Raw genomic sequence first — 15,632 nt, forward strand, 5'->3', positions numbered from 1 at the left:
CAAAGGAAAAGCGAAACACATCCGAAGGGCACGCCGCCCGACAGATTCGCCGTCGGTAAAACCCGGAAATGTAAGGCCACTCGTCAGGGTTTTGAGTTTGGAAACGCGCTACGCCACATTGTCGAACCAGCTGACCAAGAGAATTGGCACCGGCGAATATCCCGTGGGCGCATACCTTCCCAGCGAAAAGCAGCTTGCCCATGAATTCGGTGTCAGTCGGCCCACCGTGCGGCGCGCACTTGAATATGTCGAGGCGCTTGGCCTGATTTCACGACGTCGCGGTGATGGCACCAAGGTGCTGGCGCGCAAGCCCTTCACCGATTATCGCTACACCACCAGGCCCGTTGACGATCTGCTCTATGGACGCGGGGCCGAGCGTATCGTGACCGGTGTGGATGAGATTGTCTGTGACACCGAACTTGCTTCAAGACTTCAATCCGTGCCGGGCACGAGATGGGTTCACATCGCGCAGCACCGCAACGATCTTGATTCGGGCGAGATGCTTGTCTGGGGCGACGTCTATATCGACCACCAGTTCAGGAGCATCGCGCCACGCATTGCCAACTATAGCGGGTTTATCTGCGATCTGATCGAACAGGAATATGGCATCGCGGTCAGCGAGATACGGCAGGAAATCAGACCTGTCGTCATCCCATCGGCAATCTGCCATGAAATGAAACTGCCGGAAGGGGCGCTCGGCCTCGAAATGACCCGCCGCTATCTCAACAACCAGAAGCGCCCCGTCGAGGTGTCGATCAACATCTTTCCCGAGGCAAGGTCTGTCTACAGCATCAATCTGAGCCGCACCCAGGAGAGGGCGAACGACTAATGAAAAAGGACTTCATCATCCAGCAGGAGCAACGACAGCCGCTTCGTGCCCTTTACGCATGGCTGAAATCACTGCAATCCACCTTGATCTTCATGCAGACCGGAGCCCACCCCGATGATGAAACATCCCGCATGCTGGCCCGCCTCTCCCTTGGCGACGGCATGCATGTTGTCTATGTCAACGCGGTGCGTGGCCAAGGTGGTCAGAACGCGCTTGGTCCGGAGCGCGGGGATGCGCTCGGATATCTGAGAACAGAAGAACTGTTCGAGGCAATGCGGGTGATCAGGGCCGATATTGGATGGCTTGCCGAAACACCGGACGATCCGATCCGCGATTTCGGATTTTCGAAATCGGCCGACCCCACCTTTGCCCATTGGGGCCGCGAACACACGCTGCGCCAGATGGTCAAGATGGTGCGGCTGTTCAGACCCGATATTCTCATTCCCACCTTTCTTGATGTCCCTGGCCAGCATGGCCACCACCGGGCAGTCACGCAAACGACGATTGCCGCCTTCGATGTGGCGGCGGACGAGGAAAAATTCACCGATCTCAACCTGCCGGGATGGCAGGTCAATGCATTGTATCTGCCAGCCTGGGGGGGCGGCGGCGGATCATATGATGACGAGGTTCCACCACCGAATGCGACGCATGAAATCCTGACCGGCGCCTATGACCCCGTGCTTGGCGGCACCTACGCGCAGGTTGGCGAATGGTCCCGCGCCTGTCACGCCACACAGGGCATGGGACGGCCTGTGGATGAGGAGGAGCGTCCGGTTCCCCTGCACCAACTTCGAACATCTGGCGGTGAAGCCATACTGGATGGCCTGACCGACGGTGTTCCTGACAGGCTGTCAGCGCTGGCCGGTCATTGCAAGGATGACAAAGGACGCGAGGCGGCCTTGATGGCGCAGCAGGCAGCGGATGACGCTCTCGCCGCCTTTCCAGATGGCAGGGCTGTATTGCCGGCCCTGTGCCGCCTTCAAACTGCCCTTGCGGCATTGAAGGACAGCGTTGTGCCGCAGCATCAGCATCGCGTGAAGCTGAAGATGCGGCAGGCGGCCATGGCAGCATGCGAGGCTGCGGCCCTGCAACTTCATTTTGAGATGACCCCGCCAGTGCCGGTTGTGGGGCAGACAGCCGAAGCCCGGCTCAGCTGGCATGTTGCTGACCCCGCCAATGCACCGGACATATCGGCCAGGCTGGTCGCACCGGAACAGATTCGCTGCGGCGACTTCACCATAGCCGGCGACGGTGAGCGCAGACGCGCCATGACAGCCTCGATGGATATTTCCGGTCCTGCTGTCGACCCGATGGCGGGCTGGCATGGTGTGATGCTCAGCCCCGCGGGCCTTCATGCCGAGCTGCGGCTGCTGATCGCCGACACCGAATTTGTTGTGCCTCTGAGCCCGGACAGCGTCTTTTCAACGACGCCTGCCCATACCGGCCGGATCACGCCTTCCAGAATTCTGCTTCGTCGTGGTCAGGACACCACGGTGGAGATGCACTTGCAGATGGATCAGGCCATGCCGTCACCCGGCGCAGCGCAACTGGCCCTGCCGGATGGCTGGGGATTTCAACCGACACAGGCAGCGTCCGGTGACGCGCTGTCGGGAACGGTTACGGTGGCACCGTCAGCACCACAGGGCCACTATCGTATCGCGGCCCGGAACGGCAGCGAGGCCGTCTATACAGGCCAGACCCTTGCCTATCCGCATATCAGACGGCAGACCCGGTTTTCGCCAGCGGTGGCGAATGTCGCGCTTGTCGATACGGCCAGTCTTGAGGGGCTGACGGTTGGCTGGATTGATGGTGGTGTCGACGAAGCCCATCACTGGACGGCAGAGCTTGGCGCGAAGGTCGTACAGCTGGACAATGCCCGTCTGCTGTCGGGCGGTTTTGACGGGCTTGATGTCATCGTCGCCGGGGTCTTTGCCGGTGGCACCCGGCCCCTGAATGACTCGATGCGTCACATTCGGCCATGGGTCGAAGCCGGCGGCCATTTTGTCAGCCAGTATCATCGTCCAATCGACAATTGGGACAAGACGAAGAGCGCCCCGCTGCCTTTGCAGCCGGGCAGCCCCTCGATCCGTTGGCGCGTCACCGATGCCGCGGCACCGGTGCGCATGCTGGCACCAGATCATCCGCTATTCGCGGCACCGAACCAGATCACCGGCGAGGATTTCGATGGCTGGGTCAAGGAACGAGGGCTGTATTTCGCCTCGGAGTGGGATCCGTCCTATATCCCGCTGCTGGCGATGTCGGATGGTGAAGAGGCGCCGCTGGAAGGCGGGCTGCTGGCAGCGCGGATCGGGACCGGCAGCCATGTGCATTGCGCGCTCAACCTGTTTTATCAGATGGACCATATGGTGGTCGGCGCGTTTCGTCTGTTTGCCAACCTTCTGACACCGTTCGGCGGGAAATGAGCGCGAGCCCCGCCGATAATCTGGGTGGGCTTCGCTTTCTGCTGCTGAACGAGGTCTTTACACTCAGCCACCTTGTCATCGTCAAGCTATTGGGTATCGAGTTTGCGTCGGTGCAGATTGTCTTTATCCGCTGTCTGAGCAGCGCCGTGATATTGCTGCCGCTGCTGGCCTGGCGAGGGTCACTGGGAGATATCAGAACCCAGTTGGGACTGAACAGTCTTCGGGTGCTTCTGTCTTCGGTCGCGATTACCATCAATTTCTTCACCATTTCACAGATCCAGCTGGCCCAGATGAGTACCATCGGCTATCTGCGTCCGGCCGTGACCTCGTTGATCGCCTATGTCTTTCTAAAGGAAAGCCAGTCCTGGCATCGCTGGACTGTGATTGTGATCGGCTTTGCCACAGTGCTGTTCATTTTCTCGCCTGAAAGCAGCGAGCTGCAACTGGTCGCCCTTCTGGCGCTTGGCGGCATGTTCTGCGGCAGTTCGGCCACGATCCTGCAAAAGCATCTGTCACGTGAGATGACCGACCTGCCGCTGATGGTCTGGTATTCAGTCGGTGTGGCGCTGGTGACAGCACCCTTTGCGATCTGGGTCTGGGTTGCACCCTCGCCCATCGAGCTATTCATGATGGTGATGACCGGTCTGCTGGCAACAACCGCACAGTTCTTTTTTATCCGCGCCTTTCGCAGGGCCGATGCCAGCTTTCTGGCGCCGATGTTCTATTTCCACATCGTGCCAACCACCCTTATCGGGTTTTTCGTCTTTGCCGAAATACCATCGATCAACACTGTTTCGGGCGCGCTGATCATTCTTGCCAGTCTCATCGGCATGACGCTTCTTGAACGCCGGCGCACACACCCCGATAATTCGGCTTAACAGGCAGACGCCTGCGGCCTCTCATTCCAACGACAGGAGTTTTCTTCATGCGCTATCTTCACACAATGGTCCGAATTTCCGACGTCGAGGCGTCATTGCATTTCTATTGCGATCTGCTCGGCCTCGAACTGATGAAAACGATCGAGAGCGAAAAAGGGCGTTTCACGAATTACTTCCTGTGTACGCCAAGCGACAAGCAGGCCTATGAGACCACACGCTCACCGGCGCTTGAACTGACCTACAACTGGGATCCGGAAACCTATACCGGCGGGCGCAATTTTGGTCACCTGGCCTATCGCGTCGAGGATATCTACAGCTTGTGTGAAAAATTGATGGCAGCCGGCGTGACCATCAACAGGCCGCCGCGCGACGGCAACATGGCCTTTGTCCGGTCGCCTGACGGTATCTCGATCGAGCTGTTGCAGGAGGGAGACCCGCTGGCCCCGGCCGAGCCGTGGCTGTCGATGGGCAATACAGGAAGCTGGTGAGCCGGTGCCGTAGGCGCGACATTATCACTATCACTATCATTGGCATTGGCATCGGCATTGGCATCGGCATGAAAAAAATCAGCGTGGATGCAGATCCTGGCTGGTGACCATCCGATGCGCCAGATAGGGGTTGCCGAAGGCGGCCCGTGCGCCCCTCAGGCCGGCATCCGGATCCTGTGACAGCCACACCGGCACCTTCGCCAGAAGAGGCGACATTGCGCCAGCATCCCGGAACCGCTTTTCAAAGGGGCTGGAGGGAATCAAAGGTGCCAGTTTCGGCGTGATGCCGCCGGCAATCACCGCCCCTCCCCAGCAGCCCATTGTCAGAACGTGATCCGCCATCACACCGCCAAGAACTCCCAGCATGAGATGGACTGCCTGCCTGCACAGACCTTCACCATCGAGGGCCGCCTTGCCAATACGCTCGGCTGTCAGACGCGCCGCACCGCCCTGCCGATCGGCAAGGAACGCATGGACCGTCTCCAGCCCGGGGCCGCTGACAACATGCTCAACGGCAACATGCTCAACGGCAACATGTTCAACGGCAGCCGGGCCGGCCTGCCGCCGCACATAATCATCAAGCTCACGCTCGGTCTGCGATCGCGGAGCAAAGCGGATATTGCCGCCCTCGCCCTCAATCGGCAGCGGACCTTGTGAAAGCGGGATCAGGGCCGACACCCCAAGACCCGTTCCCGGCCCGATCACCAGAATTGGCGCGCCGGCATCACGCACACCGCCCAGAATCTCTATGGTCCCCGTATCATCAGCGCCATGCTGGGCCAGCGCCTGGGCGGTGAAATCATTGATCACCAGCAATCTGTCCAGTTGCAGACTGTCCAGAAGCCGGGCCTTTTCGAACCGCCAGTGATTGTTGGACAGCTCGACAAACCGGTCATTGACCGGCCCCGCCACAGCCAGACTCAACGCATGTGGGCTGGGGACCTCGGCCCCGGGAAGATTGCCAAGAAAGGCCATGCAGGCATCGTCGAGATTTTCAAAATCCGCGCACCGCAGATAGGTGACATGGCGCAGCTCCGGATCATCCTGTGACGCTATGGCAAATCTGGCATTTGTGCCGCCAACATCAGCAACGATGAGACTCATGACAGGACATCCTCAATGTTTCATGACGCTGAAGCCGGCAACGGCGTTCATCTGCGGCGGCTGGTCCCTGTTACGCCGCGAGCCCCAGAATCTGCCGCGCCTGAGACGTTGTCGCGACGGGGCGCTCATAATGATCACACAGCTCAACCACGCGTTTCACCAGCGCCGCGTTCGACGGGGCGAGTGTCTCGCGATCCATCCGGATGTTGTCCTCGAGGCCGGTGCGGGCATGGCCGCCAGCGGCGATGCACCATTCATTGACCTCTATCTGGTGTCGGGCGATTCCCGCCGCGCACCATTCACTGCCGGGAAGCAGACGCTCCATCGTCCTGATATAGAAATCGAATACCTCGCGGTCGACCGGCATGGCGTTCTTCACACCCATGACGAACTGGACATAGGCCGGCCCCTTCAGACGTCCATCCTCCTGCATCTTGGCAGCCTGGAAAATGTGCGACAGGTCGAATGCCTCGATCTCCGGCTTGATGTCATAGGCAATCATCTCGGCGGCAAGCCAGTCGACGAGGTCAGGCGGGTTTTCATAGACGCGGGTCGGGAAATTGTTTGATCCCACCGTCAGTGACGCCATGTCGGGGCGGAGCGGCAGCATGCCGCCACGCTCCTGGCCCGCGCCGGAACGCCCACCGGTCGAGAACTGGATGATCATGCCGGGGCAGTGTTTCTCCAGCCCTTCTTTCAGGCGGGCGAATTTTTCGGGATCGCTGGTCGTTGACTGATCGTCATTGCGGACATGGGCATGACAGATTGAGGCCCCGGCCTCAAACGCCTCATGGGTGCTTTCCACCTGTTCCTCGACCGTGATGGGGACGGCGGGATTGTCCTCCTTGCGCGGCACCGAGCCGGTGATCGCAACGCAGATGATGCAGGGTTTTGTCATGGCATATCCCTTTTCCAGACGAATATCTCTTTAGACGTGTCAGCTAGTTTTACCCGTGAAACAGGCTTCGGCAACATCAACCGGATATTGGAGGCAAAACAGATGGCGATACGATGTCCGGCCATTCACTATCTCCTCTTGCCCACCTTTACCGTTCCGCCGGCAATTTCGCCGGTGAAGACTCCATCCGTCATTGCCTGGAGGGCAGGATGCGCCCTGAACAATCGCCAAAACCGATCCGGAACGTGGCGGCATTCGCGACACCGGTCAGCGTCACGATATCACCATCCTGCAGAAACGCGCGGCCGACCCCGTCAATCATCAGCGGGTCTTGTCCGCCCCAGCTTATTTCCAGGAACGACCCGCGGCTTGTTCCTGTCAGTCTGCCACCCAATGTACTTTCAGGCTGTTTTCAGGAGGTGTTGTCGCCAGATGCCCGGCAATCTCCTCCAGGGTCAGACGGTGTGACACCAGCTCGTCGATTTGCGGGCCAATGGCCGCAATCACGTCCAAGGATCTTGGTATATTGTGGTTCAGAGAATGCGTGCCAGCCAGCGTCAATTGTCGGCGGAACATATCAAAGGGGGAGAGATCGATCCTGGCATCTGAAGGGCAGACGCCAAAAAACAGGCCACTGCCTCCATTCGCCATGTAGCCGGTCACCTTGCTCGCCACTGCTGCCACACCCGTAGCCTCGACCACCAGATCGGCATGACGGCTCCATTCATCAAGTGCGCGGGAACCACTGGCGACAGCATTAAATCCAAACTGCTCCGCCAGATCGAGCCGGTGTTCAAGGACATCGCAAAAGGTCACTTCGCCCAGCCCCATCGTCTTCAGCGCCAATCCCATCAACAGCCCCATCGGGCCGGCACCGAAAATCAACGCCCGCTCCATCCAGGGGGCATGAACCGCGTCGATGCCATTCAGGACACAGCCCATGGGTTCAGCCAGCGCACCGCGCGTAAAGCTCATATCACCAAGCGGGTGGACATTGGCCCGATTGACCAGGCTGAACTCGGCAAAGCCGCCATGTTTTGTCACACCGTATGCGCCAAGACTTTCGCAAAGATGTGCCCATCCTCGCTGGCAGGCCTTGCAGGTGCCGCATTCGAAATTGGGGTCGACGACAACCCGCTCGCCAAGCGACAGATCGCGCACGCCGGACCCGATATCACAGACGACGCCGACATATTCATGGCCGGGCACGAGGGGGAGTCTCCCGGTGCCATAATTCCCCTTCAGAACCTCATAATCGGTGTGGCAGATGCCGCTGGCCTTGACCTGCACAACAACTTCATCGGCTGCGGGTCCGGGATCGGGAATTTCCTGAAAGCTTACTTCGTTACGGGCGATGAATGTAACAGCTCTCATGACAACGCTATCTCTCCAGATAAGCCTGAAGTGCGGCTTCCAGGCCGTCTGACCAGATCATTTCGAACCAGTGGTGAAACTGGTCCCTGAACACAGCATTGTCACCAAGATCGCCATAAAGGTCACCTTGATTCAGCCAAGCCTGAGGGTCGGCCTTTGCCGCCCTCGCCCTGTCCATCAGCTTTGGCCAGAAAGGATCATTCGGCTCGATGACCGAACCGTCCTCGCGCGTGCCTTCGCACATGCGCGCCCAGATGGCCTGTGACAGGGCAAGACCATCCATGGGTTTTTGCAGCGCCAATGCCTGACGCAGCGTTGGCAGGATGAACCCGGTCTGACGGGACGAGCCATCGAACGCAACGCGGCGGACAGTGTCGATGATGCGCGGATTGGAAAACCGGCGATCGATCAGCTCGACATAGTCAAGCGGCGTCATGCCCGGCACCGGATTGATGTGGGGGACGATCTCGGTCCTCGCGACCTTGCCGAAAAACGGCCCGATCAACGGATGCTCCATGCAACCGGAGATAAATTCGACCGACAGGATTTCGCCGGCATCGGCGATGAGTTGATGCCCCCCATTCAGGATACGAATCTTCATCACCTCGAAATCATGCACATTATCGGTAAAGGTCGCGCCAACCTTGTCGAGATCGGGACGGCCGTTACAGAATTTATCCTCGATCACCCATTGGCGGAAATTTTCATGGGTAACCGGCGCCGCGTCTTCGACACCAAAGGAGCGGACCAGCTCCATCTCTCTGGGGCCGGTGGCGGGCACAATACAGTCGACCATCGAATTTGGGAATGTGACATGCGCATCTATCCATGCGGCATGATCGGGGTCGGACAGTCTGGCAAGCGACACCAGGGTCTGGCGCAGGATGTCCCCGTTTCCCTGAAGATTGTCGCAACTGAGACCGGTGAATGGCGGCACTCCGGCCGCACGGCGCTGTTTCAACGCCGCCACCATCGCACCAAAGGCCGTCCGGGGACGGTCCGGATGCGCCGCATCATGCTGTATGTCGGGATGACCGGCATCAAAGCCCTTGGTCACAGGGTCCACATAATAGCCACCCTCGGTTACCGTCAGCGACACGATGCGGATCGCCGGGTCGGACATCTGGGCGACCAGGGCGGCATTGTCCTGCTGGACGGGCACGAAACCGATCATCGAGCCAATGATCTCGGCAGTGCAACCCGCCGGATCAAGCTTGATCAACGTGGTCAGATAATCCTGCGCCGAAAGCTGCTGCCGCCGGATCTCATCGGCTGGACGCACGCCGGCACCGATGATCCCCCAGTCCATGGCCTCGCCCTGCTGCATCAGGCTGTGGATGTACCAGGCCTGATGCGCACGGTGGAAGTTACCGAGACCGATGTGAAGAATTCCGGGCTTCAGACGACTACGATCATACACGGGCCGCTGAACCGAACCTGGCATGTCAGAGGGAATGGCATTCAGCGGTTTCAAGTCAGCTCATCCAGTTCCCGCCATCGACATTCAATGTCTGGGCGGTGATATAACGGGCGTCATCTGACGCAAGAAACACGCATGGGGCGGCCACATCCTCCGGGTCGCCCATGCGGCCCAGGGGAACCGCTTCGCCAACCTCGCGCTTTTTCTGTCCCAACGGCTTGTTTTCATAAACCGCGAACTGGCTGTCGACATGCTTCCACATCGGTGTGTCGATCACCCCCGGCGCAATGGCATTCACCCGGATATTGTCGCTCGCAAGTTCGAGTGCCAGCGACTGGGTGATTGAAATCACCGCCGCCTTGGTCGAACAATAGATGGTGACGTTGGCTTCGCCTCTCCGGCCAGCCTGGCTGGCGAAATTGATGATCGTCCCGCCACCGCGCCGCTTCATCAATGGCACCACGGCCTGACAGGTAAAGATCGTGCCACCAACATTCACATCATATTGCTGGCGGTAATCCTCATGCGTGATCTTGTCGATCGACGCCATGTTGAAGATGCCGGCATTGTTGACAAGGATATCGATCCCGCCATATGCCGCTTCAATGGCGGCGATACCGGCCGAGATGGACCCCATATCGGCAACATTCATCGCCACCGCCATACCGCCGACAGCCTCGGCGGTCTCGCGGGCATCATCCTCGCGCAGATCCGCAACCACGACCGTGGCGCCGGCTGCCGCGTAGGCCTCGCATATGGCGCGCCCAATACCACGCGCGCCGCCTGTAACAAGGGCAACCTTTCCAGAAAGATTCGTCATGATATGCGGTGTCCCTTTGCATCAAATTTATGGAGGTGCGATTTGCTCGGCGTCAGCCACACCGCGTCCCCATGCTGAACGGTCACATCACCATCGGCGCGCACCGTCATCGGATCGCAACCTGGCACGCCGTGGATATGCAGGAACGTGTCCGATCCCAGATGTTCGGCGACTCCGACGGTGCCCTTCCACTCTCCCCTGGTTTTGGAAACAGCGATATGCTCGGGCCGGATGCCAATGCTATGGGCACCGTGCGATTCGGCTTCTGCGCCTTCCAGGAAATTCATTTTCGGGGATCCGATAAAGCCGGCAACAAACCTGTTGCAGGGGGCTTTGTACAGTTCCAGCGGGGTGCCAACCTGTTCGATCACGCCGTCCTGCAGGACAACGATCTTGTCGGCCATCGTCATGGCTTCAACCTGATCATGGGTGACATAGATCATCGTTGTCTGCAGCTTCTTGTGAAGCTCCGAGATCTCCATTCGCATACCGACTCTCAATGCCGCATCGAGATTGGAGAGTGGCTCGTCGAACAAAAAGGCTTCCGGCTCACGTACAATGGCGCGCCCGATCGCAACACGCTGGCGCTGGCCGCCGGAGAGCTGGCCAGGCTTGCGGTCGAGATAGTCAAGGATGTTCAGTGACTTTGCCACCGATTCAATGCGCCGGTCCTGTTCTTCCTTGCTGATCTTGGCCATGCGCATAGGAAAGGCGATGTTCTTGCGCACCGACATATGCGGATACAGCGCGTAGGACTGGAACACCATCGCAAGTCCGCGTTTGGCGGGCGGGGTTCCGGTGGCATCGACGCCATCGATCTCGATGGATCCGGAGGTGGTGTCCTCAAGCCCGGCGATCAGGCGCAGCAGGGTCGATTTGCCACAACCGGACGGGCCGACGAACACAACAAATTCGCCATCTTCAATTTCCAGATCCAGAGGACGGATGACTTCGACATCATCAAATTTCTTCTGAACCTTGTTGAGCTTGATATGTCCCATTTTGCTGTTCCCTACTTCACGGCGCCGAAGGTCAGGCCGCGAACAAGCTGTTTCTGGCTGAACCAGCCAATGATCAGAATCGGCGCAATCGCCATGACTGATGCCGCACTCAATTTAGCGTAAAACAATCCTTCCGGGCTGGAGTAACTGACGATGAATGCTGTCAGGGGCGCCGCGTTCGCCGCTGTCAAATTGATGGTCCAGAAGGCCTCATTCCATGCCAGAATGATGTTGAGCAGCGCCGTTGAGGCCATCCCGGGAAGCGCCATCGGCATCAGGACATAGATGATTTCCTCGCGAAGCGTCGCGCCATCCATGCGGCCTGCTTCCAGAATTTCGCCGGGAATTTCACGGAAATAGGTGAACAGCATCCAGATGATGATCGGCAGATTGATCAGCATCAGAATGATGGTCAGTCCGATCCGGGTGTCCAATAGTCCGAAATCCCGGAAAATCAGATAAATTGGCACCAGCACGCCCACCGGCGGCAGCATCTTTGTCGACAACATCCACATCAATACATGCTTTGTGCCCTTGGCGGGAACGAAAGCCATCGCCCAGGCGGCGGGGATCGCGATCAAAAGACCAAGCAATGTGGACCCGATGGAAATGATCACCGAGTTGGAGAAATGTTTGAAATAATCGGATCTTTCCTGAACGGTGCTGAAACTCTCCAGCGTCCAGCCGGAACTGAACAGCACCTCCAGCGGTGCCCTGATGGCGTTCTCTTCGGTCTTCAGGGACAGAATGACAATCCACAGGATGGGGAAGAACATCAGGAACCCCAGAGTGCCGGCGATGGCTGTGTTGATGATCCTGGACTTCCTTGAAACAGCGCGTGCCATTGCCCTTCCTCCCTTATGCGTCCAGGTTCTTGCCGATCATCCGCATCAGGAAGATCGCGACAATATTTGCCAGGATGATCGCGATCACACCGCCCGCGCTACCCATGCCGACATCGAACTGCAGCAGCGATGACACATAGATCAGATAGGTCAGGTTGGTGGTTGCCGTACCGGGCCCGCCATTGGTTGTCACCAGAATTTCCGCAAAGATCGACAAAAGGAAAATCGTCTGGATAAGGATGACAACGGTAATGGCGCGGGCCAGATGCGGCAGAACGATGAACCAGAACCTGTTCCACCAGCCGGCCCCGTCCATTTCTGCCGCTTCCAGCTGTTCATGGTCCAGCGATTGCAGGGCCGTGAGCAGGATCAAGGTTGCAAAGGGAAGCCACATCCAGGACACGATGACAGTGATCGAGACCAACGGGATTTGACCGAAAAAGTCGATCGGCGGAAAGCCAAGACTGTTGGCGACGCGTCCAAACACCCCATTCACCGGGTTCATGAACATGTTTTTCCAGACCAGCGCGGCCACGGTCGGCATCACAAAAAATGGTGCGATGACCATGATCCTGATGATGCCCTGCCCGAACATTGGCCTGTCCAGCAGGATCGCCAGCCCCAGACCCCCGATGGTCGTGATGCAAAGTACACCTCCAACAAGCACCAGCGTGTTGATGATGGCGGCCTTGAAGCTGGGGTCGGTCACAAACCAGTAGTAATTCTCCCAGCCGGCAAAGGGGGTCGCGCCGGGCTGCAGGAGATTGTAGTAGAGGAACGAGAAATAGACGGTCATGCTCAGGGGCACAATCATCCAGCCAAGAAGCAGAAGCACCGCAGGCGAGACCATAAGTCGTGCAGCAGTCCTGGACGCTTTCGTAGCCATGCGCTTCCCCTGATCGCCATTTTATTATCGACATTCGGACAGCGCCCATCGCCGGAGTCTTTACCGAATTGCCACTATATATAAATACAATATGAAAAAGGGCCGAGACAATGCGTCCCGGCCCCCTTTGGAGGATCTATTTGTAGTAACCAGCCTTGGTCATTTCGCGCTTTGCGAATTTCTGGCTGTTTTCCAGAGCCGTCTCAACAGACTGCGTACCTGCCAGAGCAGCAGAGATCTGCTGACCGACATAGGTGCCGATGCCCTGGAACTCAGGGATCGCTACGAACTGAACACCGGTGTAGGGAACAGGAAGCAGCGATGGGTCTGCAGGATCCACCGAGAAAATCGCATTCTTGATCGTCTCAGCAAAAGGAGCGGCCTTGAGAAGGCGTGGATCTTCATGGATCGACTTGCGTGTTCCGCTTGGAACAGCAACCCAGCCCTCGGTCTCGCCAACCATCTGGAAGTACTCCTTCGAAGTACCCCACTTCAGGAAGTCTTTCGCGATGTCGGCTTTTTTCGAGCTGGCCGGGATGGCCAGTGCCCATGACCAGAACCAACCGGTACCCTTTGCAGTTGCCTGCTTGGGAGCCTTGAAGAAGTCGGTCTTGTCAGCAACGCCGGAGGTCTTCGGGTTGCGGATATCGTTCGCAGCCGATGTCGCATCAACCCAAGTCGCGCACTTGCCGTCCTTGAACAGCGCACGGTTTTCGTTGTGACCGTTTGCTGTTGCACCTGGAGGGCCATATTTGGTCATCAGGTCGACATAGTAAGTTACAGCAGCATTCCATTCTGGCGAATCGAGCTGTGGGTTCCAGTCTTCATCGAACCAACGTGCGCCATAGGCATTGGCGAGCGGACCAATGAACGCCATGTTCTCGCCCCAGCCGGCCTTGCCACGCTGGCAGGTACCATAGATGCCGTTATCCGGATCATGGACCTTTGCCACCATGTTGGCAAACTCGGTGTAGGTCATCTGCTCGCTCGGCACTTCAACACCGGCCGCCTTGAAGACGTCGGTTCTGTAGAAGGTGAACGAAGTCTCAGAATAAAGCGGAACGGCATAGAGGCTGCCATTTGCAGACAGGCCGTTACGCACCAGCTGGAAGATGTCGTTGGCGTCATAGCTGGCATCATCATAGAAATCGTCAAGCGATGTCAGCCAGCCATTGGCGCCCCAGATCGGTGTCTCATAGGCACCGATGAACATGATGTCGAAGGAACCACCACCGGTCGCGATGTCCTGCGTGGTGCGCTGGCGGAGAACGTTTTCCTCCAGAACAACCCAGTTGATGGTGTGGCCGGTAGCCTTTTCCCACTGAGGTGCCAGCTTTTGCATCACAATCATGTCAGCGTTATTGACTGTCGCGACTGTGATCTCGTCGGCGATTGCAGCGGTGGATGCAACAGATACCAGCGCGGCTGCCGAGAGAAGTGTGTTACGAAGTTTCATTGAACTCCCTCCCGTAGTTGAACGTTCAAGATAGAATAGAGGATGCGGGCGGCTGTCAATCAATAATTGACCCCTGTAAAATTTTGCCGCCGCCGCGATGCCCCGGATCGACAGTTCAGGCAGACGAGCGCATGACAAGCGTGCCTTCGAACAATATCTCTGGGCGACCAATCTGCCGGCTGCTGCCGTCAATGATTTCAAAGAGACTGTCAACGCTGCGCTCGGCGATGGCATTGTAATCTTGGGAAACCGTCGTCAGCGGCGGACAGGTGAATTGCGACCAGGGGTGGTCATCATGCCCCGCAATCCGCAACGCACACCCGGATCCATGCCCGACACGCAGCCCCTGTTGATAGGCCGCTGCGGTCAGGCCAATGGCAAGCCGGTCATTGCTGCACAGAATGGTTGCCGATGGCAAAGCCGCCTCCCGAATCAGACGCCGCCCTTCTTCAAAACCTATTTTCTCGAAATCCCACCCCGTTCCGTCAACCTGGATGACGCGCGGCTGATGGCCCAAACGTTCCATCGCCTGAATGAAGGCCTCCCGGCGCGTACTGGCATTCGGATTGACCGGCGGCATTTCAAAAAAGCTTGGGGGCTCCCCAGTCCGACAGAGATATTCGACAATAATTCCAATGCTTTGGAAATTGTTTGAACCCACAAAGGCCGCGCCCACTTCAACATTGCTGTCAAAGATGACTGTCGGCACCTCTCTGGTGAAACGCTCGATTGTCCCCAGATCGGAACTTCGTCCAAGCGGGGCAATCAACGCGCCGGCAGGGCGCAGCGATTGCAGCGTCGACAATGCATCATTCTCCAGCGCCTGTTGCCCGTGCGCGCTGAAGACAATCGGCCAGAACCCCCTGTCGATGCACAACCGCTCAAGGATACGAACCATCTCGCCGAAGAACGGGTCTGCCAGATAGGGCACCATGATGCCGATAGTCTTCGTGGATTTGCGGTTCTGATTTATGGCAAAGAGATTGGGGTGGTAGTCATATTCCGCGATGGCGGCCTCGATCTTCCGTCTCGTCGTCTCGCGCACACTGTCCGGATCATGAAAATATTTTGAAACAGTCGGTCTGGAGACCCCGATTGCCTCGGAGAATTCAGTCATGTTTCTGATCTTTTTTCCATCCATATCACTGTCCTTCATGATTGAATGTTGGCGACAATTCCGAGCCGATGCACAATTTTCCAGAAGAAAATT

At 57.9% G+C, this 15,632-nt stretch carries 15 protein-coding genes; 4 read left to right on the top strand and 11 right to left on the bottom strand.

What is annotated here, in order from left to right; translation table 11 throughout:
• The first annotated feature begins 97 nt into the window (after positions 1-97).
• The 4 genes from AB3X55_06200 to AB3X55_06215 are packed head-to-tail and all read left to right on the top strand — an operon-like array spanning position 98 to position 4,618.
• Positions 98-829, top strand: coding sequence for a GntR family transcriptional regulator (locus AB3X55_06200; protein ID MEX0503173.1), 732 nt, complete (start codon positions 98-100; stop codon positions 827-829).
• On the top strand, positions 829-3,252 hold the full coding sequence (locus AB3X55_06205; GenBank protein ID MEX0503174.1) for a PIG-L family deacetylase: 2,424 nt from the start codon (positions 829-831) through the stop codon (positions 3,250-3,252). Before AB3X55_06200 ends, AB3X55_06205 begins: the two co-directional genes overlap by 1 nt.
• The gene (locus tag AB3X55_06210) at positions 3,249-4,130 is read left to right on the top strand and encodes a DMT family transporter (GenBank protein MEX0503175.1); all 882 of its coding nucleotides are present in this window, start codon (positions 3,249-3,251) and stop codon (positions 4,128-4,130) included. The genes AB3X55_06205 and AB3X55_06210 overlap by 4 nt, the downstream gene beginning before the upstream one ends.
• Positions 4,131-4,177: 47 nt before the next feature.
• Positions 4,178-4,618 carry a VOC family protein gene (locus AB3X55_06215; GenBank protein ID MEX0503176.1) on the top strand — a complete coding sequence of 147 codons (441 nt, stop codon included), beginning with the start codon at positions 4,178-4,180 and terminating at the stop codon, positions 4,616-4,618.
• Positions 4,619-4,696: 78 nt separating this feature from the next.
• Here AB3X55_06215 and AB3X55_06220 read toward each other — a convergent pair whose 3' ends face one another.
• The 11 genes from AB3X55_06220 to AB3X55_06270 form a co-directional block, all read right to left on the bottom strand.
• The gene (locus tag AB3X55_06220; protein ID MEX0503177.1) at positions 4,697-5,722 is read right to left on the bottom strand and encodes a glucokinase; all 1,026 of its coding nucleotides are present in this window, start codon (positions 5,720-5,722) and stop codon (positions 4,697-4,699) included.
• A 70-nt stretch (positions 5,723-5,792) separates the two neighbouring features.
• Positions 5,793-6,620 (bottom strand): 3-keto-5-aminohexanoate cleavage protein, encoded by an 828-nt coding sequence (locus AB3X55_06225; GenBank protein ID MEX0503178.1) that lies wholly within the window; start codon positions 6,618-6,620, stop codon positions 5,793-5,795.
• Between the two features lie 190 nt (positions 6,621-6,810).
• The gene (locus AB3X55_06230) at positions 6,811-6,942 is read right to left on the bottom strand and encodes a hypothetical protein (protein ID MEX0503179.1); all 132 of its coding nucleotides are present in this window, start codon (positions 6,940-6,942) and stop codon (positions 6,811-6,813) included.
• A 56-nt stretch (positions 6,943-6,998) separates the two neighbouring features.
• On the bottom strand, positions 6,999-7,994 hold the full coding sequence (locus tag AB3X55_06235; protein MEX0503180.1) for an alcohol dehydrogenase catalytic domain-containing protein: 996 nt from the start codon (positions 7,992-7,994) through the stop codon (positions 6,999-7,001).
• A gap of 7 nt (positions 7,995-8,001) precedes the next feature.
• Complete coding sequence (locus AB3X55_06240; protein MEX0503181.1) at positions 8,002-9,438, bottom strand: mannitol dehydrogenase family protein; 1,437 nt, start codon at positions 9,436-9,438, stop codon at positions 8,002-8,004.
• 31 nt (positions 9,439-9,469) lie between these two features.
• On the bottom strand, positions 9,470-10,234 hold the full coding sequence (locus tag AB3X55_06245) for an L-iditol 2-dehydrogenase (protein MEX0503182.1): 765 nt from the start codon (positions 10,232-10,234) through the stop codon (positions 9,470-9,472).
• On the bottom strand, positions 10,231-11,235 hold the full coding sequence (locus AB3X55_06250) for an ABC transporter ATP-binding protein (protein MEX0503183.1): 1,005 nt from the start codon (positions 11,233-11,235) through the stop codon (positions 10,231-10,233). Before AB3X55_06250 ends, AB3X55_06245 begins: the two co-directional genes overlap by 4 nt.
• Before the next feature lie 11 nt (positions 11,236-11,246).
• Positions 11,247-12,080 (bottom strand): carbohydrate ABC transporter permease, encoded by an 834-nt coding sequence (locus AB3X55_06255; protein MEX0503184.1) that lies wholly within the window; start codon positions 12,078-12,080, stop codon positions 11,247-11,249.
• Between the two features lie 13 nt (positions 12,081-12,093).
• Positions 12,094-12,966 (bottom strand): carbohydrate ABC transporter permease, encoded by an 873-nt coding sequence (locus tag AB3X55_06260; GenBank protein MEX0503185.1) that lies wholly within the window; start codon positions 12,964-12,966, stop codon positions 12,094-12,096.
• A gap of 136 nt (positions 12,967-13,102) precedes the next feature.
• Complete coding sequence (locus AB3X55_06265; GenBank protein MEX0503186.1) at positions 13,103-14,422, bottom strand: sugar ABC transporter substrate-binding protein; 1,320 nt, start codon at positions 14,420-14,422, stop codon at positions 13,103-13,105.
• A 115-nt stretch (positions 14,423-14,537) separates the two neighbouring features.
• Entirely contained in the window at positions 14,538-15,539 is a 1,002-nt protein-coding gene (locus tag AB3X55_06270; protein MEX0503187.1) for a LacI family DNA-binding transcriptional regulator, read from the bottom strand.
• Positions 15,540-15,632 lie beyond the last annotated feature (93 nt).

The sequence above is a fragment of the Alphaproteobacteria bacterium LSUCC0719 genome (genome assembly GCA_040839025.1).
Taxonomy (GTDB): domain Bacteria; phylum Pseudomonadota; class Alphaproteobacteria; order Puniceispirillales; family Puniceispirillaceae; genus UBA8309.